A 25,053-nucleotide genomic window follows, 5' to 3' on the forward strand; every position below is an offset into this window, starting at 1 on the left:
TCAAATCTCTTTCCGTGAAGCGATGGATGTCAGGAGCAGGCGATGGCGATCTTGCGCGGGGTGCTCGCGCCGAAGGCGGCGAACGCCTCCGTGGCCTTCTTCAGCGGGCCGGGCGGCGGCGAGCTGCGCGGCCAGCGAACCCACCCCACCGGCGGCCCCCGAGATCAGCACCGTCTCGCCCTCGGCCAGGGCCACCGCGTTCAGGCTCACCGAGCCCGGTTCCCCCGCCTCCGGGCGGGGAGTGTCCACCTCGGCCATGGCCGGGGTCTCGGGGACGGAGTTCAGCGTTACAGCACGCATGAGCTGCACCTTTCAGAAAGTGGAACGGCCTCCCCGATTCCGTGATGACAGCCTAACAGTGAAAGTGGGTACCCTGTTCCAGTTGGGTGGAGTAACGTCGTGACACCTCAACGCAGAGCCCGACTCGCCCGCCGACCGCATGGACGCCTACGCCGCCGCCGCCACCGCCGATCCCGATCCCTGGCACGGCTTCACCGGCTACGTCCATGCCCTCTGCGCCATGCAGGCCGCCGACCGCGGCTTCGCCGACGTGCTGACCATGACCTTCCCCGCCGCCAAAGCCCTGGAAGAGCGCCGCGCCGGGGCCTACCACGGATTCCTCGAACTCATCGCCAGCGCCCAGGCCACCGGCCACCTGCGCGACGACGGTTCGATGGCGACACCGACGGACCGGCATCCGTCCGCTGGCGGATGGACGATGCGTAGTTGGCGCGGACGCCAGTCGCGTCTTGCCATCTGGTCGCTGACTTGATGCTCAGGCCCAAGAGTCGGGCGATCACGGCTGGTGGCATCTGCGTGGAAAGGTCTCGGATGGCCGCCTGCCGGGTCGGCCGGGCGTAGATGCCCAGACGTTCAGCCGGTGGGCGAGCTCATATGGCGGCCAGAGTGCATGCCCGGGAACAGCCAGGGCGTCGTCGGGCTGGGTCCGATCGCCCCGTGGCTGCGGCGCCATCGAGCGGGGCGTGGGATGCCGTCCTGCCGGCGCTCGCTGCAGATCGAACGGGCTCCCCGCTCGTCCATGATGACGAGCCGCTCGGGCGGCCCGCAGCTTGTCTGCGGCAGGTAAGGGCGTGGCCGTAGCTTGATGCGAGTACTCAAGTTGACGCTTAATAAAGCAGATGCTTTAGTACCTGCATGGGAACCATGGTCGAGGATCAGCAGCTCGATGCCCTCTTCGCGGCGCTCAGCGACCGCACCAGGCGAGACATCGTGGCCCGGCTGAGCACGGGCGAGGCGACGGTCAAGGAGCTGGCGGAGCCGTACGCCATGAGCATGCAGGCCGTGTCGCATCACATTCGGGTGCTCGAGCGATCCGGCCTGATCAGCCAGGGACGGCACCGGCAAACCCGGCCATGTCGGCTCGAACCCGCGGCGCTCGAGGCCGCGCTCTCATGGATCGAGGAGAGCCGGCAGGCGTGGTCAGACCGGATGGACCGGCTAGAGACGCACCTCGCCCGCTTGCAGGAGGGTGAGAACCAGTGAACGTCGGCGAACTCGTCTACCGGCGGGTCTTCCGCGCGCCGCGCGAGCTGGTGTGGCGGTGCCTCACCGAGCCCGCCGAGCTCGCGCGCTTCTGGGGCCCGAGCGGCATGGCCACGCCGATCGACGGCATCGTCGTCGAACTTCACCCCGGTGGCCGGTTCGAGACCCTGATGCTCGGCGAGTACGGCAGCCACCGGATGGTTGCCACCTTCACCGAGATCGTCCCGCCCGAGCGGCTTGCCTGGGTGGAGTCGGCGACCGGGATGCACACCACCAGCACGCTGGAAGACCTCGGCGACGGCAGAACCGCGGTCGTCATCCACCAGCGCAACGTGCCCGAGACAATGCGTACGCCCGAGTCCCGCACCGGCTTCCTCACCTCCCTCGACAAGCTCGAGGAACACCTCGCTCACCTCATACAAGGGGACCGATCATGACCGACCTGCAGTCCTGGGTGGCGCCGACCTACAGTGGGCTCGCCGATTCCCTCGCCGCCGCGACCGCCGAGACGTGGGACGCCTCGTCGCTGTGCGAGAAGTGGCTGGTGCGCCATGTGATCGCGCACGTGACGATGCCGGCGCGGCTGACTCCCGGGCAGTTCGGGGCCGAGATGGCGGCGGCCGGCGGCGACTTCACCGTACTTTCCGACACCGTGGCCGCGCGGGACGCTGCGCTGCCCGTCACCGACCTCCTCGTCCAGCTCCGATCGCCGAGACTGCACGCGTGGCAGCCGCCGGGCGGCGGTGCGGCCGGTGCACTGAGCCATGCCGTCATTCACTCCCTGGATGTGACGATCGCACTCGACCGGCCCGCGATCCCACCGGCAGAGGCTGTGACCGCCGTCCTCGACCAGCTCACCGCCGCAAACGGCACCTTGTTCGGCATCGACCTGACCGGTGTCCGGCTCGAGGCCGCCGACACCGACTGGAGCTGGGGAAACGGCCAGCTCGTTCGCGCCGACAGCGGCTCTCTGGTGGCACTCCTGAGCGGCCGAGTCCTACCCGACGGCCGGACACTGCCCCACGGCTGACACCCCGGGCCGACACGCCCTCACGTGGGGACCAAGGGCATACGTCTGCAACGTGCAACACGGCCTCCACACGGGCCTGATGTCCGCTCATCGGTAAAAGTGCGCACCGACCCATCGTTTTTGCCTTAGCCATGGTCAACAAGTGGCGCTCGTTCTCACGAGCATTCACCGCCGCAGGACGGGCATTGCGGCAGCACAACGTGCCGGGCCCCGGCCTCGGAGCGGCCCAGGATGTACAGCAGGGCCATGAGCAGCTTCAGGCTGAGCCGTTCCGGATTCTCGGTGACCAGGCGATAGACCTGACTGACCGACAAGGTGATGCCGCGCTCGATCCGCAGGGGCCGCAGCGCCGCGGTGGAGAACATGCGCTGGCTGGCCGTCACCTCTCGCAGCCGTCATTGGTAGTTGAGTTTCGCGATCATCCTCACTGTTCCTTGGCGAAGACGCGATCCAGCGCCTTGCGCATCATCGTGTTCATGAAGTCACCGTTGACCGACGTGCAGGCCGCCCTCGTCGAGGCGTCCTTGATGCCGACCTGACGCTGGACGAACTGCGGATCGGCGCCGTCTTCGATCAAATGCGTGACGTAAGTGTGCCTTGTGTCCGCAGAGGCCGTGTGCCAGTGATCCCATGTGACGATTGGGCAGGCGTGTCGTCGCGGACTACTTTCGCGATGCCGGCAGCCGGAGGTGTTGCGTTCCGAGACCGTCGATGTGATGCATATCACTTTCTGGGCGCTTCGGGTCGGGCATGCGCGATCATGACCGGAATGGACACTCGTTTCCTTGGTATCGCTGAGCTGGTCGAAGCCCCGTCCGTGGCGGTCGTAGTCGACGTCATGCGTGCCTTCACGGTGGCTGCCTGGGCCTTTGCCCAAGGGGCGGAAAAGATCGTTCTTGCTGAGTCGTTGGACGAAGCCCTGGCGCTCAAGGCTCGCCACCCGGATTGGGTGGCGCTCAAAGACGGTCCGCCCGCGCCCGGGTTCGACACCGTCAACTCGCCGGGCCTGCTGCGGTCTATTGACCTTGGCGGACGGACCGTTGTGCAGAAAACCACGGCAGGGACGGTCGGCGCCCTTGCGGTCAAGGAGGCGTCGCTGGTGCTGTGCGCCAGCTTCGTGGTGGCGGAGGCAACGGCCCGGCTCTTGCGGACGAGCGAGAGTGACAGTGTCACGTTCGTAGTCACTGGCGAAGATGGGCAGGCCGATGAAGATCTGGCGTGTGCTCAATACATCGCTCGGAGGGCCACCGAGGCTGGGACGGATGCTGCTGAGTTCCTCCACCGCGCTGCCGAGTCGCGCGCCGCCGCCGAACTGGCGGAGGGGGTACGCCAAGGAGTCCATCCTGATGACGTCGCACTCTGTCTTGAGGTCGACCGGTTCCCCTTTGCCATGGTGGCGACCTTGGAAGGCTCGCTCATGATCCTGCGTCCGGCGGCCGTGCCTTCGCTGACCGACGATGCCCCGATCTGATCGCTGGTGAGGTCCAACTCTCACCATGCGAGAGCCGGCGTCCGGTCGGGTATGCGGCATCAGCTGCATGTCCCGATGACGGCGGTTCGGGGTGGCGGCAGGTGGCTGACCCGAGTGGTGGCGGCAGTGATCTCGCGGAGCCGGACGATCTGGGCCTCACGAGGATCGGATCTCGCCGGCCTCGCGCATGGCCTTCAGGCGTCGTTCGAATTCGGCGCGGAGGTGCGTGTAGGGGCGGGTGCCGTAGTAGGCGGTGCGGTCGACCGCCGCTTCGTGGGCGAGGGTCTTGATGTCGCACTTTCCGCCGGGCGGGATCTCGTCGCGCAGGAGGCGGTCCCTGGTGCCGTTCGCACCCGCCTTCTACCAGGCCGAGAAGGAGATCGGCTGGCCCAGCCTGAAGTTCCCGCACCTGCGGCCGCTGCTGCGCCACGAGGACAGCTATAAGCCCAGGACGTACTTCTCCAGGGACATCCGGGTTAAGCAGGATCAAAGTGTGGTCCGCGAGGTCGACCAGTGGGTGCGACGGGACGGCAACCGGCTGATGTTCGTCAACGGGGGCCACGATCCCTCCACCACGACATCCTTGGCGAGGTGATCGGCAAGCTGCAGGAGCGGCAAAAGGGCAAGGCCATCGCCGACCTAAAGCGTTGGGCCCGATGAAGCCCCGAGGTGACGACCACCGCTGGCATCTGCGCGGAAAGCTGAGGAGCGCGGGGATCGCACGGATGACCAGTCGCTCCATCCGACCGCCGAGCTGGACGGGGCTGAGGTGGGTGCTGGATTGAACGCCGAGAAACAGCCACGGCGTCGTCGCGCGGAACGGGGACGGACGGACAACGCGCACCTCGTCAACTGAGTCGGCCTACACCACTGCCACGAGCCTGCCTGCTGATCATGCTGCTCCACCGGGGATCCCCAAGATCCCCGACAGAGTCAAGCTTAGAGTGATACCCCCGAGCCCGGATCCGATGGGGGATGGTTGGGGAGGGTGACGACGAACTCGCTGCCCCTGCCTCTGGAAGGCGTGCGGTGTTCGATGGTCCCTTGGTGGGCCTCCACGATCGCGCGGGCGATGGAGAGGCCGAGCCCGCTGCCTTGGCGGCGTACCGGATCGCCCTGGTAGAACCGCTCGAAGAGGTGCGGGCGCAGGCGAGGGGCGATGCCGGGCCCTTCGTCGGCTACCACGAGGGATATGCGATCGGGCAGCGGGGACAGCCTGACGTGGACTGGAGTGCCGGGCGGGGTGTGCTGGAGCGCATTGCTGAGGAGGTTGCGGACCAGCCGGCGCAACCGCTCGGCGTCGCCGGTGACGACGAGCGGATCGTCGGAGGGCGCCGACAGGGTGATGGGACGGTCGGGATCGATCAGGCGGGCGTCGTAGACGATCGCCTCGATAAGATCCACGAGCCCAACGGGTGCCGTCTCCAATGGCCGGTGCTGGTCGAGGCGGGCTAGAAGGAGGAGTTCCTCTACCAGGTTGCGCATGCTCGCGGCTTCCTCCGCGATCCGGCTCATCGCGGTCGTCACGGTGTCCGTGGGCAGATCGTCGTGGAAGTACAGTTCGGCCCAGCCGCTGATCGTGGTGAGAGGCGTGCGCAGTTCGTGGGAGACATCCGCTACGAAGCGGCGTAGCCGCTCCTCGGCTTGATGTTGTTCGTCGAACGCGTGGTTCAGCGCGGCTGCGAGACGGCCGGTCTCGGTTTCCGGAGTACCAGGGGGAATCCGCCGGGTTCTGTCGCCCTCGGCGATGGCGATCGCGGTGGCGGCCATGTTCTCCAGCGGTCTCAGTCCCATTCTCAGCACGGCGAGGACGAGACCGATCAAGGTGAGAAGGGCGAGCGAGGTCGCGATCGCCTCGTTGCAGGCGAGCCGATGCAGGGTGTCCTCGTCGTTGCGCAGGGAGACGGCGACGATGACGCCTTCTATGGATGATGCCGGCTCGGCGCCTGGTGGTCTGTCGAAGCGGTGGTAGAGGACGCGGTAGGGATTCCCGGTGGCTTCGAGCCGCACGATCCTGCCTGGGGAGTCGCGCAAGCGGGCCACCGTCGTGGCGTCCGCCACGCGCTCGGAGTCCCAAGTTGGCCATGTGACCGGCTTTCCGCTGGTGTCCACGAACTGCGCCTTGATGCGGTCTCCGTCGAGCAGGCGCAGGAACCGTTCGACGCTCTGCAGATCCTGCTGACGGGACAGGACTTGGTTCAGGCGCGCGGCGATGGTGGTCAGCTGCCGTTCGGCGCGGGCTTCGAAGAAGGAGCTCAGCATGGCGTACGCGGCGAGCGCCGAGCCGAGGAGACCGAGCGACACCAGTACCGTGATGCCAGCCAGTAGCCGACCGCGCAGGGTACGCGGGATGAGGGTGCTCACCTGGTCTGCTCGTCGGGTGGCAGCCTCAGTGCGTAGCCGAAGCCGCGGACGGTGTGCAGCAGCCGCTGCTCACCGTTGTCGATCTTGTGGCGTAGGTTGGAGACGAATTTCTCCACCACTCCGGCGTCACCGCCGAAGTCGTACTGCCATACCCGGTCCAAGATCTGTGCCTTGGACACCACGCGGCCGGCGTTGAGCAGCAGGTAGCGCAGCAACCGGTACTCGGTGGGGGAGAGTGCGATCAGACGTCCGCCGCGCCGGACGTGATGAGCGTCTTGGTCCATCTCCAGGTCGGCGTATCGGAGGACCGCCCGCTCGTCCGCGCCTCCAGCGCGCCGCAGCACCGCGTGCAGTCTGGCGAGGACCTCGCCAATGCTGAAGGGCTTGGTGATGTAGTCATCACCACCGAGGGTGAGCCCTTCGATCTTGTTCTCGGTTCCGTCACGGGCGGTCAGAAAGAGTACCGCGAAGGTATGGCCATTTCGCCGCAGGCGGCGGAGAACGTCGAAGCCGTCGAAGTCGGGCAGCATCACGTCGAGTATGGCGACTGCCGGCTGGAAGCCGGCCGCCGCTTCCAGTGCCTGTGCTCCGCTGGCGGCGGAGGCGACCTGGAAGCCTGACAGGTGCAGGGTTGTCACGAGTAGTTCGACGATGTGCGGATCATCGTCAACCACCAGCACACGAGCTCCGGTCGCACGTGCCGTGTCTGCTGAGTCGTCTGCTGGATCGCGTGTGGTGCCCATTGATCCCGGTCCCGGTGTCCCTGTCCGCCATCGTCGAAATCCTTCGCCACCGCATGCTATGGCGGACATCCCGGAGCCGGCACCGGTGAGCCGATGCCTTCAGGGAACCGTCAGGGAAGCATCCAGGAAACGACGGCATTCAGGGCCAGGATCGCGTTCCATGATTGCCGTACTTCTCTTGAGAAGGCGTTACGGATCCCGACGCGCCTTGAGCTCACCGAAACCGGCGCGCAGTTGCGGAGCCCGAATCGCCTCTTGGGGGCTGGCCACGATCCTCGGCGTGGGCCTGGTCTCCACTACCGCGTCCCCCGCCATCGCATCGGCGGGAACCGGCTGGCCCGTCTGCGTCGGGCGCGGGACGCCCATTCAGCTCGGCCTCAGCCAGAGCGGCCGGACGGCCGACGGGCGGTTGGTCAACTTAACCCTGCGCTCTCGGGCCATGCAGGGCGAGCAGCGCGTCGAGGTACTGCTCCCCGAGCGGTACGACCCCACCGGGCGGACTCGCTACGCGACCCTCTATCTGCTGCACGGCGCGGGAGGCAACCGCAAGACCTGGATCGAACGAGAACAGGTCCAGAAGGTCGTGGGCGATTTGCCCATCATCGTCGTCATGCCGGACGGTTCAGATCAAGGCCCAGACGGCAAGAATCGCAATGGCGGCTACGCCGACTGGTTCGGCCTGCCCCAGGGCACTTCCGGTCCGGTGCCGGCCTGGGAGAGCTACCACGTTCGCGAGCTCATCCCGTTCGTCGACCGGACGTTCCCGACGCGAGCGAATCCGGCGGGCCGCGCCATCGCCGGCATCTCGATGGGCGGCGGCGGTGCGGTCAAGTACGCCGCGGCGTTCCCCGGGACCTTCGGATACGTGGGATCGTTCTCCGGCGGGCTCGACAGCACGGTCGACGGCCGGCGGCAGCAGAACTGCGTCAGGGGTAATCCCGACGAGCAGGAGGTGGTGTGGCGCGACAACAATCCGACCCACCTCGCCGCGAACCTACGGGGAACGCAGCTGTTCGTTCGCTCCGGCACCGGCAAACCAGGCCCCTTCGACTCGTCGACCCCGCCAGCTGATCCGATCGAGCGCAGGCAATGGCAAACCCGCCTGCTTGTGGAGGCCGGGGCCCACAAGATGGCGCGCAACTTCCTGGCCGCGCTGGACGAAGCCGGGATCCGAGACGTGAACGCGCGTTTCCTGCCCGGTTCGCACTCTCCGCCGTACTGGCAGCGGGACTTCCGCGAATTTGTCTCCTGGCTCACCCCGCTGCTGCGGCCGCGCATGAGCCCGCCATCGTCCTTCCCGCTCTCCACGGCCCGCGCGTCCTTCACCGCCTGGGGGTGGAAGTTCCAGGCCGATCGCAAGGTTCGCGAGTTCGCCTACCTGACTGTGGGCCGCGACGCGCTCGCCGCCACCGGCAGCGGCCGCCTTGAGGTGGTGACACCGCCGGGCCGCCGACCTGGTGCGAAATACCCGGTCACGATGGGGAACAAAACGCGGGTGGTGATGGCCGATCGGCACGGACGCCTGGCGTTCACCATCGACCTCGGCCCCAGCCACACCGAGCAGCAGACCGACTTCGGCCCGGATGCCACCAAGGGATGGCGGTCGGCCAAGGCAGAGATCGGCGCGGCCTGCTCGCGGTCCCGCGACGCGAGCACGCCTTCTCGAAAGGAGTGTGACGGTGCCCACTCCTGACCTGCTCGCTCTCGGCACAACGCTGACCATGATGCTGGGCCTGGGAGCTGCGACATCCGGCGAACAGGGGCCGCCTCCGGCTCCCCGACCGGAGAAAGTCGTGACGACTATCGTCAAGTTGCCCGCCGAGATCACCAGTGTGCGCTTTCCCGCATACGCCGCGGACGGCGCACGCATCCTCGCCGGGGCGACGTCCACCGGCTTCCGGGGAACGCAACTCGTGTCCTTCGCCGAGGATGGCACCGGGCTGCGCTGCCTGACCTGCCAGGCGTGGAATGGGCCCGAACTGCTCAAGCCGATCGCATTCCCCGACGGCCGCCGAGTGCTGGTCCGCATCGGAGCCCAAACCCCCGACGTGCCGGCAGATCACGGCGTGGTGGAGTGTGCCCCCTCGGTGACCGACTGCCGCCGGGCGACCGTCGTGCCGATCGTGCCGCCGGCTGCCGCAGATCCGAACGTCGAGCAGGACCAGCGGGAGTTCCGGCTCGCGCCGGACGGCCAACACGTGGCGCTCAGTCAGGTCCGCCGTACCGCATCGGGTCGATCCACCGCTGTGGGCATCGTCGGCCGGCTGGTCCGCCGTGGCGACGCCTATCACGTGGACGACGCCCGGGTAGTCGCCACGGACGGCGAGCTCAAAGGCTTCACTCGCGACGGCCAGAGCGTGACGTTCGCGCGATTCCTCAACGCGTTCGAAGCGGGCAACCCTGACGCCGTGCAAGTAGACCTTCGTTCTGGGCGAGAGGGGCGGCTGACCACGGCGCTGGACTGGGACGAGGACATCGACATCTCCCCCCATGCCCATGGGGGACGAGGCTGGATGGTCGTCGGCAGCGCACGCACCACCGGGCTCCTCGAAACCTTCACGCAGATCCGCCGGCCGCCGTTCATCGACGAGGGCGTCCACGCCCTGCCGTTCGTGGCGTTCAACACCCGCAATCCGCAGATCGCCGAGCCATGGCTAGTCGATGAGCACGACGCCCGCGGTTCGTACGCAGGGCAGCCACTCGCCCCCGACGCCATCTCCCAAGGATGGGACTCCAAACCAAACTTCAGATGGAAGCCCGACGGCACCGCCGTGATGTTCTGGCAGCAACAGATGCGGAGCACGCAGACCAGGGTGGTCATCACCCGCCTCCCGGAACGCAAACCCGCCCGCCCGAGTCCCGCCCGAGCAACCCCCACTCCCTCCTGGGCACCACCGCTCGCGGGCCACACACCGCCCGACCTCACGCCGATGACCTTCCACCGCGGGAAGATTTCCGGGAGCATCACCATCACGCGCCGGCCCTCACCGACCCCGCCATTCGAATCCCTGCTGGAGGTGACCTACACGAACTACTCCGACACGCCAGGATTCGTCATCAACGGCATCGAGCGGAGCCACTACGGGCGATCTGGCCTGTACGGGACGGCATCCCGCTACAGCGCCGACCTCGTGGTCTCTGGACAGCACCGCGGATTCCTCAAGGCCGACAACGTGCTGATCCAGCCTGATTCCATAACAGGCACGATCACATCGGAGCTGGACGGTCGACGTCTCGCCCTCGGTCCGCTTCCCTGACCGCCAGGCTGGACGGACCGGGGGTTGGCTGGTCGTGTGGATGTAGATGTCTTAAGGCTCTATCGGGCCCTTCGCGGAGTACGCCTCGCATCTGGTCCAGCGACACTGTTTCCGGCGGGAGGTCCCCCAGCCCCCAGGTGGCGCCCGCCTTGGCGGAGAGCGTCGGATGGGCGCTGGGCGAGAGGGCGACGGCGATGTCATACGGGCTCGTCTTTGCCGGCGAGATCTGTGATAGTGGCGACGACGATCTCGGCGTGCCGGAGCTGACGCTTGGCGGCGGTCCGCGCGGGCCGAGTCCATGCCTCGACGCCCGGTGGGCCGGCCGCCGCGGAAAGTTTCACTGCTCGATCCTCGTGGCAGACGCGGTAGCCGCGTAGCCCGCCAGCATGTCCGCCACCTCCATGGGGCGGCTGAGCGCGACGCAGTGGCCGCCCGCGATCTCGTCGGGGACGATACCCAGGCGCTCGGGCACCAGCCGGCGGAAGAAGCCGGGCGGGAAGAAGCGGTCCTCGCTGCAGAGCACGAACCTCGTCGGCACGTTCGGCCACGCATCCAACGGCCATGGAGCGGCCGATGCGGCCGTGGACGGATGGTCGCGCTCCTTGCCCATCGCCTCCTCGGCCAGTTCCCGGGGTACATCGTGGTAGAAGCTCACGAATGGATCCGCGCTGCCGGTCAAACCGCCATCGCGTTCGGCCTGCTCCTCCACCGCGCTCTGGTAGCCGGTGTTGGACCACCACTCATCCGGCGACTCACCCGGCGACGGGATCATGCCGGCCAGGAGGACCAGCACATCGACGGGCAGCCGATCGGCGACCAACGGGGCGGTGAAGGCCCCGAACGAGTGGCCCACGACGACCAGGTCCTGCCTGTCACCGACGGCCTCGACCACGGCGTCGGCGTAGTCCGCCAGGGTCTTCGACTCGTCATCACCCGGAAGGTCGGGGGCCAGCACGTCGTGCCCACGCGCTCGTAGCTCGGCCTCCACCAGGTGCCAGGACCATCCGACGTCTCCTCCGCCGTGGATCAACACGAATGTGCTCATTGGACTCTCCCTTGATTGTTGGAACCCGGATTCATCATTGGAATTCGGAGCGCACGACGACGGCGACCGCGAGCACCACGATCACGCCGCCGACGAGGGGCGGCATCTCCTCGACCATGATCCGGATCGCGAGGTAGGCCGAGCCCCAGACGACATAGACGCTCGCCAGGGCGGCCCCGACGAGCAGGAGAGGGCTTTGAGCTTTTGCCGGTGCAGCGGCGGTTACTGTCATGCCAACCACGCTAGAAGCCAGGCATCATCGTGAAAAGCGATTCTTTCCGATCAAATCGATCGCTAGGAGCGATGTCTGGCCCTGGCCGAGGCTGTGGACCGAGTCCCGGTAGCAATGAAGAAATTCCCTACGGATATACCGCTGACCTGTGACGACGTACGGCTCTATGACTGAGGTCTCGACTTCCTTACGGTGTGGACCATGAGCGACGACGCGCCGAGTTCGGGTACGGCGTGGGCGGTCGGCCGCTATGGACCGTACGAGATCGGGACGCTGAGGTGATCCGGACGGCGCTGCGCCAGGGGGGACGGCGGGAGTTCAGCGAACGCCATGACGAGTTCGTCGTCGGGCAACAGCCGAGGCTGCGAGGCGGCGGCCGGGAACCGGGTGTGCCGGTGACGGTGGTCAGGCGAGTGAGGGTCTCGGCGTAGCCGGCGCGGGTGGTGACTGCGGCGAGGGTGTCGAGGAAGCGGTCGATGGCTGTCGCGGTCTGCCGCTGGAGGCGGTGGCAGGCGAGCGAACCGCCGGACGACTTCACGGGTGGAAGGGCACGACCGGTGTCCTGACAGGGGAGTCGATGACCTGGAAGGAGGTGCGCGCGATCCCGGACGAACCCGACAAGCGCCGGAGCTACCTGGAAGAGCGCATCACCCGGCGGCTGACAGCAGACCCTGACCCCGGGACAGACGTGGAGGAGGCGACGGCATACCTCCTTGTGCAAGCCCGTGAGGACATCATCAGTCGCGTGCCTGCCTCGCCCGAGGCTCGGGCCTCCGCGTACCGGATCCTCGCGTCTCTGCCCGGCATACAGGCTGAGGGGGAGATGACAGATCCGCTGGGCCGACGCGGGCAGGGCGCTCAGCTATCAGGAGGAAATAGAGCCGGGCCTGTTCACCCAGGTTCGGACCGTGGTCGATCCCAGCACCGGCCTGCTTCTTGCCCAGGTGAGGACGGACACAACCAAGCTCGCGAGCGGGCGGCAGGCGGAGATGCGTGTCTCCACCTCGTACCAGGCGATCGGCTGGACCGACGAACGCTCAGAACTGCCCACGCATCGGAACTGAGTCGCTCACCAATCCGCGCGCGAGAGCCGGCAGAAGGGTCGGCGACGCATCGCCTTCTTAGCGATCACCGCCGCCGACCCTTGCCAGGGCTGGCGGCGGGCGAACAGGTGGGCTGGTAAGCCGGCGGCGCCGAGGCCACATGGTCGGACACGACAATGTGCTGCCAGGTCGGCTCCTGGCGCGGGGGTGGCTGTGGTGGCCCGCGCCATGCGGGCTTACGGCATGATCACGACAGGTTCGGGGTCACCAGGGGATGACGCCGTCGTCCTCGAAGAACGAACCGGTCGGGCCGCCGTCGGGCAGCGCGGCGAGCCGGATCGCCGTGGCTGCGCCCTGCTCAGGAGTGCGGGGTCCGTGGAAGCCGGTGAAGTCGGTCGCTACCAGGCCCGGGCAGGCGGCGTTGATCAGGATGTTCGTACCGGCGAACTGCCGGGCGTACTGCACGGTGACAGCGTTGAGGAACGACTTCGACGGCGAGTAGGCCGCCATGATGGGGCCGATCTCGATGTCCGGGTCCGCCTGCCGGGTCAGGGAGGCGACGGCACTGGAGACGTTGACGATGCGTGGCGACGCCGAGCGCTGCAGCAGCGGCAGCATCGCGTTGGTCACCCGGATGACACCGATGACGTTGGTCTCCACGACCGTGCGGACCACGTCGAGGTCGAGCGTGGTCGGGTCCTGCACCCACCCCGGCCCCGTCTCTCCTGAGACACCGGCGTTGTTCACCAGGACGTCCAGGCGCCCGGCCTGCCGTTCGATCAGCTCCGCGGCATCGGTGACGCTCTGGTCGCCGGTCACGTCCAGCGGCACCCCGAATGCGTCCACCCCGGCGGCGCGCAGCTTCTCAACGGCGGTCTCGCGCCGGGCCTCGTCGCGGGCTCCCACGCCCACCCGGTACCCGAGGGCGCCCAGCCCGGCCGCAATTTCGTACCCGATTCCCTTGTTCGCGCCGGTCACCAGCGCGATCTTCGTCTCGCTCATGCCATCGATGTTCGCTCGCGGACGAGCGGTGCATCCAACACCGATCCAGTGCCCTGTCATACCTGGTAGGTATCACTGAAGTATGGTGTGGCCGTGGACACCTTGGAGACCCGCGAGTTGAGGTACTTCATGGCCGTCGCCGAGGAACTGCACTTCGGCCGCGCCGCCGAGCGCCTCGGCATGGCCCAGCCACCGCTGTCCCGGGCGATCCAGCAGCTCGAGCGGCGCCTCGGCGTCTCCCTGCTGAAACGTAACCGCCGCGGAGTCTCCCTGACCGGCGCTGGAGAGGTACTGCTGCAGGAGGGCCGCGCAGCCCTCGACGCGACCACCGCCGCCGCTCGCCGCACCCGTCGCGCCGGTGGCGCCGACAGACCAGGCGACCCCCGCCACCGCCTGGTGCTGGCAGTGAAGGCCGCCGCGTCTCACGAGCTGCTGCAGAAGCTCCTCGACGCCTACGCGGCTGAGCCTGACGCCGCCGAGATCGAGGTGCTGCCGTGCGGCATTGGTGAGCAGGAAGGGCTGCTGCGCGATGGCCGCGCTGATGTGGCGCTCATGCAGGCGCCGTTCAACTCCCTCGCCGGGTTCGACAGCGAGGAACTGATGACCGAGGGGCAGATCGCGATCCTGCCCGCCAGGCACCCCCTCGCCGCGCACAAGACTTTGTCCCTGGCCGACGTCAGCGACATCCCCGATCTTCCGCTCGCCCGCTGGCCCCGCCACGGCACGTACCCACCCGGCCCGGGCCCCGAGATCCACGACCAGACGCAGCTGGCCCAGCTGATCGCCCTCGGACGCACCGTGGCCGTCATCCCCGACTCCGCCCGCGCCTGGCTATGGGCCGAGCACACCGCCGTCCCCTTGACCGACGCACCCCCCGTCGTCACCCACATCGCCTGGCCCACGCACAGCCGCTCCCTCGCCCTCGCCGGGCTGATCCGCACGGCCACACAGCTATGACCCTCTCTTGCCTTCCATCGCCCGCATCACCCTGGTGACACACCACCTGACCCGCCCGCCCGCGCCCTGCCCACCTACTCCAACCCGCCTGGCATCCTCATCGGAACGGCCAGTGACGACAAGACAGGCCCCGCCGGGCTCCTTGACGTCATGACCGTTCGGTTGCTGTTCGAGCCCCGAGGCCGCATTCGACCAGGCGGCGGGACATTCAAGGTACCTGCGTAGAGCGGCCTGATCACGAGCGACCGTCTGATGGCCGCGCCGCACCAGTCACGATCGCGACAACGCCCGGAGTCGCTACCGGATCGTCTGGTCGATGCCACTCATCTCGGCAGCCGGACGTGTCCTCGGTGCTCTGCGTGACGGAGCGCCGCAGGCCACGACGCACACGGGAGCCCTCAGAGTGACCCTTGATCGAGAAACCCACGCGCCAGCTCATGACACCGGAGGGCACTGCTGTCGACGTCGCCTCCTCATCGCGGACCGCCCCGTGATCCGGGATGGTGCGCAGGGCGCCGCTCAACGTGCGGCCACGGCCTCGGCCTCGGCCAGCGGGGGCAGATGCCGGATGGTGCGGCTCAACGTGGCGCCCAAAGCCACGACCGCCATGACGGACGCGATCGACAGCAGGGCGGCCGTCACACCCCAGCGGTCCAGGATCAGTCCCGAGGCGAGCGGCCCGACCGGGGTCACCGCGCTGCCGATGAGGGCGAGGCTGCTGATCACGCGGCCCTGCAAGTGGTCGGGCGTGATGGTCATCTGGTAGGTGTACAAGATCGCGTTGGCCGCCGGGGCCAGGAAGAACGCCGCGGCCAGCAGCGCCCCGATGGCCCAGGCGGTGGGATGGACGGCCATCGCGGGGATGGCCGCGGCGGCCACCCAGAACATCGCCAGGACGACCGCCGCCGGTTTGCGCCGCTGCAGCCGGGGGGCGGCCAGCGCGCCGAGCAGGCCTCCGGCGCCGGAGATCGCCATCATCAGGCCGACATCGGCCGGTGCGGCGCCACTCTGCCGGGCAGCGACGATCGCGGTGAGGGTCAGCGCGGAGAACACCAGGCTGAAGCCCGCGGCCGTCACCAGCAGGACGCGCAGGAACCGCTGCCGCCAGGTCCAGCGCAGGCCCTCGGCGATGTCGCGCAGGAGAGTGCGCGACCGGTCCGCGGTGGCGGGCGTGGGGGATTTGATGGCGAGGACCGCGGCGAAGGACAGCAGATACGCCAGGAGCTCTCCGGCAAGAGGGACCGTTCTCCCCAGGTTGAACAGCAGGCCGCCCAGCGGAGGACCGGCGATCGAGGCTCCGTACTGGCGTGCCTCGTTGTGCGCGAGGGCCTGAGGCAGGTGTTCGGCGGGAACCACGCGCCGTAGCATCGCCGTCTCCGCCGGGTGGAAGAACACCCCGCAGGCGCCGCTGATCACAGCCGCGGCCAGCAGCATCCGCCAGTCGAGCAACCCGAGCAGCGAACCGGCGACGGTGGCGGCGACAAGAGCGGCTCGCATGAGATCGCAGCTGAGCATCGTGCGCCGCCGATCCCACCGGTCGACCAGGGCGCCCGCCGGCAGGCGCAGCGCGATGCCGGCGGCCATCGCGGCAGAGCCGATCAGCCCGGCGTGGACGGCTGAACCGGTCAGTTCCAGCGCCAGCAGGGGATAGGCGACGGATGCGACCTGGGAGCCCAGCGTCGAGGCCAAGGTGGCGCTCCAGAGCAGGACGAAGTCGCGGTTGCGCCGCAGTGGCTCACTCATGATCCGAGATTATGTACGTTTTTTAAAAAATGTACAACTTCAAGTTGTACGGAACTGCAGTACTGTGCAGACATGGATGGCGAGACAGTACCCTTCACCGAAGCCCGCGCTCAGCTGGCCGAGCTGATGGGGCGGGTGGCCTACGGCGGCGAGCGGATCGTGCTCAGCCGCCATGGCAAGCCGGTGGTCGCTTTGGTGTCGATCGCCGATCTGGAAAGGCTTCAGGCGATGGACGGCGGCGGCGCTGAGCAGGTCATCACCCTGGGGCGGTCGTCGTTCGACCATGCCGGGCCACCGGCTGCTGCGCCGCCACGCCGTTTGGACATCGCGGCACAGGACAGTCCGCCGGGCGACGCCTCCCGCTGAATCTCCCCGTACCGCGTGTGTACACGGCCGCCGAGTCCCGGCCACCTACGCCTGGGCCCGGGAACATGATCGTTCTCGGCGCCAACGGCTGCCCGCTCGCTCCTCGACCCCGAGATAGCCCCGGGCTGAGACGCCCGGGCAGCCCGACCGGCCGCCCCCTCCAGGCCCTCAGCCGCGAGACCAAGGTCAACATCCGCTGTCCGATCCATCAGGTGGCGGCTCGCCGTAGCCGTGGGGTCCGGGCCAACACTCCCGGGATCCCTCCTCCCTCGTCACCCCGAACGCAGTTCCGCCGCGACCGCCCGTTCCCGCAGCTGAGCGGCCTCCGCCCGGGCCGCTTCCAGCTCGGCTCGCAGATCCTCCAACCGCATCCGCTCCAGCCGCAACTCCGTCCGCACCTGATCGCGCTCCTTGACCGCCGCGTCAGCACGTGCCTTCTCCCGCGTCACGAGCTTCCGCTCGCGGGCCAGCGCGGCCGCGGCCTCCGCCTCGACTGAGGCCGTTTTCGCCGTCAGCCGTTCCACCTCGACAGCCGCCCTCTCAGCCTCCTGGAGTGCTATCGCCCGGTCGCGTCCGGCCGCGGCCGCCGTACGCTCGGCCGCGGCAGCCCGCTCCACGGCGCGCTCGCGCTCCTGCGCCGCCGCCTCTTCCCGCGTCCTGGCCGCGATCACATCACGTTCGGCCTGCTCACGCGCTCGCATGGCCGCGCTCGTCTCTTCCCGGGCCCGATCCCTTTCCTCCCGCGCCCGGCCGGCCTCCTCCTCAGCCTGTACGGCCTGCGCCCGCGCCTCCGCGGCTCTCCTGTCCGCCGACTCGACCCGTTCGGCCAGTTCCTGTACGGCCTGATCCCTGGCCTGTTCGGTCAGCTCGACCTGGTGCGCCGCCTCCTTGGCCCGCTGCTCGGCCAACTCCGCGCGCCGCTGCGCCTCCTCCGCCGTCTGCAGGGCCTGCCGTTCGGTGCTGGAGGCCTCCCGCAACGCGGCCAGCGCCTGCTCGCGTGCCCTCTCGGCGTCGTCGAGCGCGGTCTCCCGTTCGTTCTCCGCCTCCTCGAGCCTGGTCCGCATCTCGGCCGTCTGCCTGCGGGCGTGCTCGGCGGCCTCACGCGCCAGCCGTACCTGCTCGAACGCCTGCTCACGCTCCGTACGCGCGATGGCCACCCGCGTGTGCGCCTCGGCCTGCACCGCACTGAGCTTGGCCTCCACGCCCGCCGGGCTCAGCTCCTCCGCCAACGCCTGCGCCAGCGGCTCGATGGCCGCGGCCAGCCCGCTCTCCATGCGGTCGTACAGCTGCTCGGCCCTGGCCAGCGCACCCTCCAGCCCGGGAGTGGCCCGGCGCAGCTCGCGCTCCCGCTTGGCCGCCGCCTGGCAGTCCTTCTCGGGACAGTACGCCTTGGGCCGCCCCCGACCCCGCCGTTGCTCGATCGGCGCTCCGCAATGTTTACAGGGCGTCACCACGCTGCTCTCCATCGTCACAGAGAGAGCCTACCATTTTTGATTTTCTAGAAAATATAAATCGAAAATCAAGATTCGTTGCGCACGGACATTGCCCACACAACTTGCGAGAAGGCTAAATTCCCGCAAGTAGCACCAGCGCGGTGTGGCCGTCCGGGTGGGCTCGTGCGAATGGGACCCGCCACCTAAATGTCCTGTCTCGGGGTCCTGGGACCATCCGGCTGAAATTGAACGCTAAGCCTCCCACCGCAGGTCAAGGCCAGGTAGAGCTCCGCTGGCGTGTCCCGTGGCCAGTCGTGCTCATGATGTGGTGAATCGGTCCAGTTTGTAGATCATGGGGTGCATGCCACCGGTACTCTCGGAGAGAGATCACCGTTTATGGCGGGATACATCACGAGGAGCCAGGTGAGCGACAGCGCGGCCGCCGATTCCACCGACCAGTCCGCTGAGACGATCGCGCCTGTGGCGCCGTATGAGCCGGTCCGCGTCGTTCCGACCCGCCCTGATGGCTGGCCCGACTGGCTGGGGCGCAGGCCGATCAGCTCGGCTGAGCGCGACAAGATCCTGGGCGCTTTGCGCGTCGATCAGGATGAGCAGAACGCCGTGGAGCGCCGCGATAGTCTCCAGCGCGCGCCGCTGTTCTCCTGTCCGACGATCGAGGGCTTCGGCGGCCAAGACGATCCCCGCAAGGTCATCCGGCTGCGCGCCACTATCAACGCGGCGTGCCGTGTGGCCGCTGGTGACCGGCGGACCAGCTACCACGCCACCGACGAGCTCATCACGATCGGGATCGCCGGCCCCGACGCCCGGGAACGCATCGCCGGCCTGCGCCAGCAGCTCACCCGGATGAGCCGCAACCGAGGCTGGACGATCACCGAGGAGCTGCGCTGACTTCGTCGCGGTCAGCGAGGGCGATGGCGGGCGAGCGGGTCGTTGTCGGCGGTGAGGCGGGCGGAGGTCTCCTCGCCGAGCCGGACGTAGTGCCCGAGAGTGGCCAGGTGCTTGTGGCGGCTCTTGGCCTGCAGTTCGGGGGCGCTGCGGCCGCTGGCGGCCAGATGCTTGAGCGCGGAGTGCCGCAATTGGTGCAACGTCCAGCCGTCCCGGTGCGGGTCCAGCTTGGCGGTGGCCTGCTTGAACAGGTACTCGGCGCGCGGGTAGGACAGGCGGCCGCGCCCGCTGACGGGGTCGATGTCGGTCAGCGCCCTGGCGCGTTTGCCTGAGGCGGGTGAGCGCCGCTCGGCCAGGAACACCGGCCCCGCGGTGCGGCCGGCCAGCAGCCGGGGCAGGAGCCGGGCGGTGGCGGTGGCCCAATGTAGGTACTCGGTGTTACCGCCCTTGCTGCGGGTGCGGGCCCGGCGAAACTCCAGGTCGAGATCGCCGATGTCCAGGGTGAGGATCTCCTCGGCCCGGGCGGCGGTGTCATAGAGCAGCCGCCACAGCACCCGCTCGCGAAGGGCGTTGCGGTCGTCGGTGAACAGCGCTTCCAGTCGGGCCTGCGGAACGGCCTGGTCGTCCCGCTGGGTGATCTTCCGGCGTTCCAGGTGCCGGGCGGGATCGGCGACGATCCACTCGTTGCGGATCGCGTAGGCGGCGAAGGATCGCAGCGCGGACAGGTGCTTGTTCCACGTCGCCGGGGCCCGCTCGTCCCAGCGGGCCATCACCACCGCGTAGAGCGGCGGGCCGAGTTCGGCGATGGGCGCGTTCTGCCCGGCGGCGGCCAGCAGGTGGGTGAGGGTCTCGGCGTAGGTGCCGGCGGTACCGGGCTCGTCGCGGTAGCGGTCCAGGAACCGGGCGACCGCGTCGCCGAGCGGAACGGCGCCGTGGCCGGTGCGCAGTGGCGTGATCGACATCGAAGGCGGCCTCCCGGCCGATGTGACACAGAACGTTTGGGAGTCGCGGTCATCGCCGCGGGATCGATCCGCAGGTCGCTGTGATCGCTGTTCAGCAGTGTGACACAGAATATCTAATTCTGTGTCACAGGCGGCCGCGGCCTCAACCGTGTTCGTCATGAAGAGGTGCTTGATCGGCTGCCCGCATGGCCTCGACCACGGGGAGCAGAGCGGCATGGTTCGACCGGGGCTTGAGGCTTTCCCGGCTACCGGCCCAGAACCGTCCACGAAAGGCGGCGAAAAGTCTCCGGGCTCAGTTCAACGACAGCCTTGAAGTCATGAGTGCTGGTGACAACGAGCAGCCCGGCGCGGAGCCTGCCATCGAGACCCGCGGCCGACGGCCACGCCGCGGACGGATCGATGCGCGCAACGCCTCCATGACCGTGGCCAGCGAGTCCGAACCCGGAAAGCCCACCGCAGCCCCCGACGAACTGAGCGAGATGACCGCGTGATTCCCGATTCAACCCCCGCCCCGCCTTCCTGGCGGGAACTGCTGGGCCCCCAACATCTCGGAGCTGCGATCGTGCTGGCGGGCGGCGTTCTCGTCGGTGCGGTCAATATCTATCTGGCCTCGAGCCTGCTGCCGACCGCGGTGGCCGACATCGGCGGCGCCGGCTTCTACGCCTGGAACATGACGATCTACCTCGTCGCCATGGTGATCGCGACGATGCTGGTCAGTCGGCTCCTGGCCCGGTGGGGGAACGTCGGCGCCTACCGCCTCGGCTTCGCCGTGTTCCTGGTGGGCTCGCTGGCCTGTGCGGCGAGCCCGGCGATGCCGGTACTGCTGGCCGGCCGCGGCGTCCAGGGATTCGGGGCGGGGGTGCTGTCCGGGCTGGGGTTCGCCGTCATCCGCTCGGCCCTGCCGAGCCGACTGTGGACCCGCGGCAACGCCCTGATGTCAGCGATGTACGGCGTCGGCAACTTCGTCGGCCCGGCGCTCGGCGGCCTGTTCGCCCAGTTCGGCTCGTGGCGCCTGGCGTTCGTGGCGATGGCGGTGATCGCGGCGGCGTGCTGCGCGATCGTGCCCCGGGTGCTACCGCGCGGCGAACGCAGTGACGCGCGGGCGCCGGTCCCGGCCGTGTCGCTGCTGCTGGTCACGGCGGCCACCGCGGCCGTCAGCCTGGCCGGAGTACTGCCCGGCACCATGGCGATGGTGGGCGGCATCGTGGTGGCACTGCTGCTGGTGGCCGTCTTCGTCGCCTACGAACGGCGCAGCGAGCTGCGGGTCTTCCCGCGTACGACCTACCAGGCCGGCTCACCATTGAAGTGGATCTACCTGACGCTCGGGCTCCTGGCCTTCGGCGTCGCGGTCGAGTCGTTCGTCCCGCTGTTCGGCCAGCAGCTGGGCGGGCTGCCCCCGCTCGCGGCCGGCCTGTTCGGGGCGGCCATCTCGCTCGGCTGGTCGCTGACCCAGCTCGGCAGCTCATCGGCCACCAGACAGCGCACGGTACGCCGTTTGCGCATCATCGGCCCGCTGCTCCTGGCGTCCGGCTTCCTCCTCCAGGGACTGCTGCAGCGCGAGGACACGCCGACCTGGCTGGTACTCCTGTGGGTGCCGGTGCTGTTCATCGCGGGTTCCGGCATCGGCCTGGCCTACCCGCACCTGTCCGTGGCCGCCATGTCCAGCACCCAGGATCCAGAGGAAGGACGCAGGGCCGCCGCGGCGATCGCCACCGTAACGAGCCTGTCGATCGCGTTCGGCACGGCCGTGGCCGGAGTCCTGGTCAACCTCGGCGACCCGTCGATGCTCGACTCGGCACGGTACGTACTGTTCGGATTCGCGATCATCTGCGCGATCGGCGCCATCACCGCATGCGCGGCGAACCGTTCGAGCCGCCCGGAGCCCGCCGACCACGCTCCGCTTCAACAGGGCTCGTGACTCGCGATCCACCGACATGACGTCCACCCCCTGGGGATGACCGGCTCGGATTTCCGATCGCCTGTTCACCAAGTGCCCGAGATCACCCCATGACCGCATCGATGCGAGGAGATGCCATGACTGACGCCCTGCCAGAAATGCCGACCTTTCCGATGGCCCGCGCGACGGGATGTCCCTTCGACCCGTCGCCGGAGTTGAGCCGACGACTCGAAGACGCGCCGGTTTCACGAGTGAGACTGTGGGATGGCAGCACCCCGTGGATGGTCACCCGCCATGCGGATGTGCCTGCGCTGCTCGCTGATCCGCGGGTCAGCGTCGACGTGGCGCAACCCGGCTTCCCGCACACCAACGCGGTGAGCAAGGCACGCGACGCACACATGAAGACGCTGATGCAGATGGACGCGCCGGAGCACACCGCCCAGCGACGGCTCCTGACCTCGGACTTCACGATCAGAAGGATGGAGGCGTTGCGGCCCCGGATCCAGCGGATCGTCGATGACCTTATTGATGAGATGCTCGCTGGCCCGAATCCAGTAGACCTGGTGGAGGCGTTCGCGCTACCGGTTCCCTCACTGGTGATCTGCGAACTGCTGGGCGCGCCCTATACCGCCCGCGACCTCTTCCACCGAGTGTCCCGCACGCTCGTCATGGACGAACCCGACCCTGAACAGGCCATGGCCGCCAGCCAGGAACTGAACGCCTACCTGGAGGAACTGGTGGACAAGAAGAATGCCGAGCCGGGCGACGACGTGTTCAGCAGGCTGGCCGTCGAGCAGTACCGGACCGGCGCGATGACCCGGCGTGAGATCGCCACGGCCGGTCAACTCCTTCTGGTGGCCGGGCACGACACCACCGCGACCATGATCGCGCTGGGCACGACCGCACTGCTGGCGCACCCGGACCAGTTGAGCGCGGTCCGCGACGGCGGCGACCCTGCACTGGTGACCAACGCCGCCGAAGAGCTCCTGCGCTACCTGTCCATAACCCATACCGAAGCCCGCCGCGTCGCGCGGGAAGATCTCGAGATCGGAGGCCGGCTCATCCGCAAAGGCGACGGCATCATCGCGGTGAAAAGCATCGCTAACCGCGACCCCTCGGCCTTCCCCGACCCCGACACCCTCGATGTCCACCGCAAGGCCCGCCACCATGTCGCCTTCGGTTTCGGCGCCCACCAGTGTCTGGGCCAGTCACTGGCCCGAGTGGAACTGCAAGTCGTCTACAGCACCCTGTATCGACGCATCCCCACACTGGCCCTGGCCGTACCGCTGGAACAGCTGACGTTCAAGGAGAACGCGGTCTTCTACGGGGTGCGCGAACTACCCGTCACCTGGTAAATCACACAAGGAGAAACACATGAAGATCACCATCGACCAAGACGCCTGCATCGGCTCCGGGCAATGCGTACTCAGCTCGCCTGAGGTGTTCGACCAGCGCGACTCCGACGGCATCGTCGTGCTCCTGCAAGACAGCCCGGAACCCGGGCTACAGGAGGACGTCTGGGAGGCCTCCCGCATCTGCCCAGCCCTGGCGATCACGCTGACCCCGTCGTGAACCAGCCATCTCGAATCGTTGTCGTAGGTGCTTCGGCGGCGGGTCTGACCGCCGCCGAAACCCTGCGCCGTAAAGGATTCACCGGCGCGTTGACCATGGTCGGTGAGGAGCCGCAACTGCCCTACGATCGGCCGCCGCTGTCCAAACAAATCCTGCGCGGCAGTTGGGAACCCGACCGTGTGGCGCTGCGGCGCCACGACGCCCTCACCACGCTGGGCGCGGACTGGCTGCTGGGCATCGCCGCCACTACCCTCGACACCGACGCGCGCACCCTCACCCTCTCGAACGGCAGGGTGCTTGCTTATGACGGGCTGGTGATCGCCACGGGAGTCACCCCCCGGGCGCTGCCCGCGGGACACGAACTCGGCGGCGTGCACCTGCTGCGCACCCTCGATGACGCCCTCGCCCTGCGGGACGGGCTTCTCGCCGCCACCTCGGTGGCCATCGTCGGCGCCGGCTTCCTTGGATCGGAGGTCGCCGCGGTCGCCCGAGAACTCGGCCTGAACGTCACCCTGATCGATCCGCTGCCCGCCCCGATGATCCGCCAGTTCGGCGACCATGTGGCGCAGCTGCTTGCCGAGCTGCACATCCAGCACGGCGTGCAGCTCCGCCCCGGCACCGCGGTCACCGGATTGACCAGCCGCGATGGCCGGGTGACCGGAGTGGACCTGGACAACGGCGTCCACGTCCCAGCCGACCTGGTGCTGGTGGCCATCGGTTCGATACCGGCGGTCGGCTGGCTGGCCGACAGTGGACTGAACCTGGGCGACGGCGTCGAATGCGATCAGAGGTGCCAGGCCGCCCCCGGCGTCGTCGCCGCCGGCGACCTCGCCTCCTGGCAACACCCCCACTTTGGGCGCATGCGCGTCGAACACCGGATGAACGCCACCGAACAAGGCGCCGCCGCCGCGGAAACTCTCTTGGGGGCAGCAACCCCGTTCGCACCGGTGCCCTACTTCTGGACCGACCAATACGACGTGAAAATCCAGGCGTACGGCCTCACCGGTCGCGACGGCGAATTCCACATCATCGCCGAAGACACCACCACCCACCAGTTCGCCGCTCTTTACAGCACCGACGGCCGCGTCACAGGCGCCGTCACCTGGAATCTACCCCGGCAGGCACGCGACCTCCGCCGCCATGTCGCCGAGCGAACCCCCTGGCGGCAGGCGCTCCAGCCTGGCCCATCGTCATAGAGCTTGGTCGTCGTCAGCAGTGGCGGGGTCACGCAGGTCACGCAGCCGGCCAGGGAGTTCGGGCCGGTTGAACGGATAGGAGCCCACGAAGTTGATGTGTCCCCACTGCAGCGGGGACAGGTGGGCTCGGATCTCCGGGCTGATCGTCATGCCGCTGGCCGCGAGCTTCTTCACCGCGGCGTCGATGTACAGCGAGTTCCAGTAGACGATCGCGTTCAACCCCAGGCCGAGCGCGCCGAGCTGGTCTTAACCGAAATGATCTTGAAGCTCTCTGGCATGTCGGATGGCGGGAGCAGCTCACGCTTCGTGACCGGGAAGAATCTTGGTTCTG

28 protein-coding genes and 1 pseudogene are annotated in these 25,053 nt (G+C 68.2%); 17 read left to right on the forward strand and 12 right to left on the reverse strand.

The features are described from left to right. Positions 1–300 (reverse strand): hypothetical protein, encoded by a 300-nt coding sequence (locus ACIBX3_RS58120; RefSeq protein ID WP_397129438.1) that lies wholly within the window; start codon positions 298–300, stop codon positions 1–3. Positions 301–439: 139 nt separating this feature from the next. On the opposite strand from ACIBX3_RS58120, the gene ACIBX3_RS58125 reads away from it, so the two are divergent. The 4 genes from ACIBX3_RS58125 (at position 440) to ACIBX3_RS58140 (ending at position 2,533) form a co-directional block, all read left to right on the forward strand. Next, positions 440–772 (forward strand): hypothetical protein, encoded by a 333-nt coding sequence (locus ACIBX3_RS58125; protein ID WP_397129439.1) that lies wholly within the window; start codon positions 440–442, stop codon positions 770–772. A 392-nt stretch (positions 773–1,164) separates the two neighbouring features. Next, positions 1,165–1,503, forward strand: a complete 339-nt coding sequence (locus tag ACIBX3_RS58130; RefSeq protein WP_397129468.1) for an ArsR/SmtB family transcription factor — start codon at positions 1,165–1,167, stop codon at positions 1,501–1,503. Next, positions 1,500–1,940 (forward strand): SRPBCC domain-containing protein, encoded by a 441-nt coding sequence (locus ACIBX3_RS58135; protein WP_397129440.1) that lies wholly within the window; start codon positions 1,500–1,502, stop codon positions 1,938–1,940. Before ACIBX3_RS58130 ends, ACIBX3_RS58135 begins: the two co-directional genes overlap by 4 nt. Next, the gene (locus tag ACIBX3_RS58140; protein WP_397129441.1) at positions 1,937–2,533 is read left to right on the forward strand and encodes a maleylpyruvate isomerase family mycothiol-dependent enzyme; all 597 of its coding nucleotides are present in this window, start codon (positions 1,937–1,939) and stop codon (positions 2,531–2,533) included. The genes ACIBX3_RS58135 and ACIBX3_RS58140 overlap by 4 nt, the downstream gene beginning before the upstream one ends. A 155-nt stretch (positions 2,534–2,688) precedes the next feature. Here ACIBX3_RS58140 and ACIBX3_RS58145 read toward each other — a convergent pair whose 3' ends face one another. Together ACIBX3_RS58145 and ACIBX3_RS58150 are read right to left on the reverse strand one after the other, a co-directional pair. Further along, a complete protein-coding gene (locus ACIBX3_RS58145; RefSeq protein WP_397129442.1) occupies positions 2,689–2,916 on the reverse strand; it encodes a helix-turn-helix domain-containing protein in 228 nt (75 codons plus the stop codon). Positions 2,917–2,957: 41 nt separating this feature from the next. Next, positions 2,958–3,110: a hypothetical protein gene (locus ACIBX3_RS58150; RefSeq protein ID WP_397129443.1), complete on the reverse strand. Its 153-nt coding sequence runs from the start codon at positions 3,108–3,110 to the stop codon at positions 2,958–2,960. Positions 3,111–3,302: 192 nt separating this feature from the next. On the opposite strand from ACIBX3_RS58150, the gene ACIBX3_RS58155 reads away from it, so the two are divergent. Then, positions 3,303–4,004, forward strand: coding sequence for a 2-phosphosulfolactate phosphatase (locus tag ACIBX3_RS58155; protein ID WP_397129444.1), 702 nt, complete (start codon positions 3,303–3,305; stop codon positions 4,002–4,004). Positions 4,005–4,293: 289 nt separating this feature from the next. Next, positions 4,294–4,599: a hypothetical protein gene (locus ACIBX3_RS58160; protein WP_397129445.1), complete on the forward strand. Its 306-nt coding sequence runs from the start codon at positions 4,294–4,296 to the stop codon at positions 4,597–4,599. 344 nt (positions 4,600–4,943) lie between these two features. Here ACIBX3_RS58160 and ACIBX3_RS58165 read toward each other — a convergent pair whose 3' ends face one another. Then, a complete protein-coding gene (locus tag ACIBX3_RS58165; RefSeq protein ID WP_397129446.1) occupies positions 4,944–6,368 on the reverse strand; it encodes a sensor histidine kinase in 1,425 nt (474 codons plus the stop codon). Continuing rightward, complete coding sequence (locus ACIBX3_RS58170) at positions 6,365–7,048, reverse strand: response regulator transcription factor (protein WP_397129447.1); 684 nt, start codon at positions 7,046–7,048, stop codon at positions 6,365–6,367. The genes ACIBX3_RS58165 and ACIBX3_RS58170 overlap by 4 nt, the downstream gene beginning before the upstream one ends. Positions 7,049–7,391: 343 nt before the next feature. On the opposite strand from ACIBX3_RS58170, the gene ACIBX3_RS58175 reads away from it, so the two are divergent. Then, positions 7,392–8,804 (forward strand): alpha/beta hydrolase, encoded by a 1,413-nt coding sequence (locus tag ACIBX3_RS58175; protein ID WP_397129448.1) that lies wholly within the window; start codon positions 7,392–7,394, stop codon positions 8,802–8,804. Positions 8,805–8,904: 100 nt separating this feature from the next. Beyond that, complete coding sequence (locus ACIBX3_RS58180; protein WP_397129449.1) at positions 8,905–10,368, forward strand: hypothetical protein; 1,464 nt, start codon at positions 8,905–8,907, stop codon at positions 10,366–10,368. Between the two features lie 337 nt (positions 10,369–10,705). Here ACIBX3_RS58180 and ACIBX3_RS58185 read toward each other — a convergent pair whose 3' ends face one another. Beyond that, complete coding sequence (locus ACIBX3_RS58185) at positions 10,706–11,413, reverse strand: alpha/beta hydrolase (RefSeq protein ID WP_397129450.1); 708 nt, start codon at positions 11,411–11,413, stop codon at positions 10,706–10,708. Between the two features lie 34 nt (positions 11,414–11,447). Next, positions 11,448–11,645: a hypothetical protein gene (locus ACIBX3_RS58190; RefSeq protein WP_397129451.1), complete on the reverse strand. Its 198-nt coding sequence runs from the start codon at positions 11,643–11,645 to the stop codon at positions 11,448–11,450. Positions 11,646–12,553: 908 nt separating this feature from the next. Between ACIBX3_RS58190 and ACIBX3_RS58195 the strand changes: the two genes are divergently transcribed. Next, the gene (locus ACIBX3_RS58195; protein WP_397129452.1) at positions 12,554–12,709 is read left to right on the forward strand and encodes a hypothetical protein; all 156 of its coding nucleotides are present in this window, start codon (positions 12,554–12,556) and stop codon (positions 12,707–12,709) included. A gap of 243 nt (positions 12,710–12,952) precedes the next feature. Here the strand turns inward: ACIBX3_RS58195 and ACIBX3_RS58200 are convergent, their stop codons facing one another. Next, positions 12,953–13,690, reverse strand: a complete 738-nt coding sequence (locus ACIBX3_RS58200) for an SDR family oxidoreductase (protein WP_397129453.1) — start codon at positions 13,688–13,690, stop codon at positions 12,953–12,955. A 93-nt stretch (positions 13,691–13,783) separates the two neighbouring features. Here ACIBX3_RS58200 and ACIBX3_RS58205 point away from each other — a divergent pair, with 93 nt between their 5' ends. Beyond that, complete coding sequence (locus ACIBX3_RS58205) at positions 13,784–14,647, forward strand: LysR family transcriptional regulator (RefSeq protein ID WP_397129454.1); 864 nt, start codon at positions 13,784–13,786, stop codon at positions 14,645–14,647. A gap of 519 nt (positions 14,648–15,166) precedes the next feature. Here the strand turns inward: ACIBX3_RS58205 and ACIBX3_RS58210 are convergent. Beyond that, complete coding sequence (locus tag ACIBX3_RS58210; protein WP_397129455.1) at positions 15,167–16,390, reverse strand: MFS transporter; 1,224 nt, start codon at positions 16,388–16,390, stop codon at positions 15,167–15,169. A 72-nt stretch (positions 16,391–16,462) separates the two neighbouring features. Here ACIBX3_RS58210 and ACIBX3_RS58215 point away from each other — a divergent pair, with 72 nt between their 5' ends. Further along, positions 16,463–16,756: a type II toxin-antitoxin system Phd/YefM family antitoxin gene (locus tag ACIBX3_RS58215; protein ID WP_397129457.1), complete on the forward strand. Its 294-nt coding sequence runs from the start codon at positions 16,463–16,465 to the stop codon at positions 16,754–16,756. 272 nt (positions 16,757–17,028) lie between these two features. Here ACIBX3_RS58215 and ACIBX3_RS58220 read toward each other — a convergent pair whose 3' ends face one another. Beyond that, positions 17,029–18,222: a hypothetical protein gene (locus ACIBX3_RS58220; RefSeq protein ID WP_397129469.1), complete on the reverse strand. Its 1,194-nt coding sequence runs from the start codon at positions 18,220–18,222 to the stop codon at positions 17,029–17,031. A gap of 390 nt (positions 18,223–18,612) precedes the next feature. On the opposite strand from ACIBX3_RS58220, the gene ACIBX3_RS58225 reads away from it, so the two are divergent. Next, positions 18,613–19,098: a hypothetical protein gene (locus ACIBX3_RS58225; protein ID WP_397129458.1), complete on the forward strand. Its 486-nt coding sequence runs from the start codon at positions 18,613–18,615 to the stop codon at positions 19,096–19,098. 11 nt (positions 19,099–19,109) lie between these two features. On the opposite strand, the gene ACIBX3_RS58230 is transcribed toward ACIBX3_RS58225, so the two are convergent. Then, the gene (locus tag ACIBX3_RS58230; protein WP_397129459.1) at positions 19,110–20,057 is read right to left on the reverse strand and encodes a tyrosine-type recombinase/integrase; all 948 of its coding nucleotides are present in this window, start codon (positions 20,055–20,057) and stop codon (positions 19,110–19,112) included. Between the two features lie 317 nt (positions 20,058–20,374). Here ACIBX3_RS58230 and ACIBX3_RS58235 point away from each other — a divergent pair, with 317 nt between their 5' ends. The 5 genes from ACIBX3_RS58235 to ACIBX3_RS58255 all read left to right on the forward strand — a co-directional run bounded on the left by ACIBX3_RS58235 (position 20,375) and on the right by ACIBX3_RS58255 (position 24,722). Further along, complete coding sequence (locus ACIBX3_RS58235; RefSeq protein WP_397129460.1) at positions 20,375–20,548, forward strand: hypothetical protein; 174 nt, start codon at positions 20,375–20,377, stop codon at positions 20,546–20,548. After that, entirely contained in the window at positions 20,545–21,975 is a 1,431-nt protein-coding gene (locus ACIBX3_RS58240; protein ID WP_397129461.1) for an MFS transporter, read from the forward strand. Before ACIBX3_RS58235 ends, ACIBX3_RS58240 begins: the two co-directional genes overlap by 4 nt. Before the next feature lie 116 nt (positions 21,976–22,091). Further along, entirely contained in the window at positions 22,092–23,309 is a 1,218-nt protein-coding gene (locus ACIBX3_RS58245) for a cytochrome P450 (RefSeq protein ID WP_397129462.1), read from the forward strand. 19 nt (positions 23,310–23,328) lie between these two features. Next, entirely contained in the window at positions 23,329–23,526 is a 198-nt protein-coding gene (locus ACIBX3_RS58250) for a ferredoxin (protein WP_397129464.1), read from the forward strand. Continuing rightward, positions 23,523–24,722: an NAD(P)/FAD-dependent oxidoreductase gene (locus ACIBX3_RS58255; RefSeq protein ID WP_397129466.1), complete on the forward strand. Its 1,200-nt coding sequence runs from the start codon at positions 23,523–23,525 to the stop codon at positions 24,720–24,722. The genes ACIBX3_RS58250 and ACIBX3_RS58255 overlap by 4 nt, the downstream gene beginning before the upstream one ends. Here the strand turns inward: ACIBX3_RS58255 and ACIBX3_RS58260 are convergent. Beyond that, positions 24,717–24,953 (reverse strand): annotated as a pseudogene (locus ACIBX3_RS58260) (Tn3 family transposase); the annotation flags it as partial. The gene ACIBX3_RS58255 and the pseudogene ACIBX3_RS58260 sit on opposite strands and share 6 nt — an antisense overlap. Positions 24,954–25,053 lie beyond the last annotated feature (100 nt).

This window comes from Nonomuraea sp. NPDC049480 (assembly GCF_044465905.1).
Classification (GTDB): Bacteria; Actinomycetota; Actinomycetes; order Streptosporangiales; family Streptosporangiaceae; genus Nonomuraea.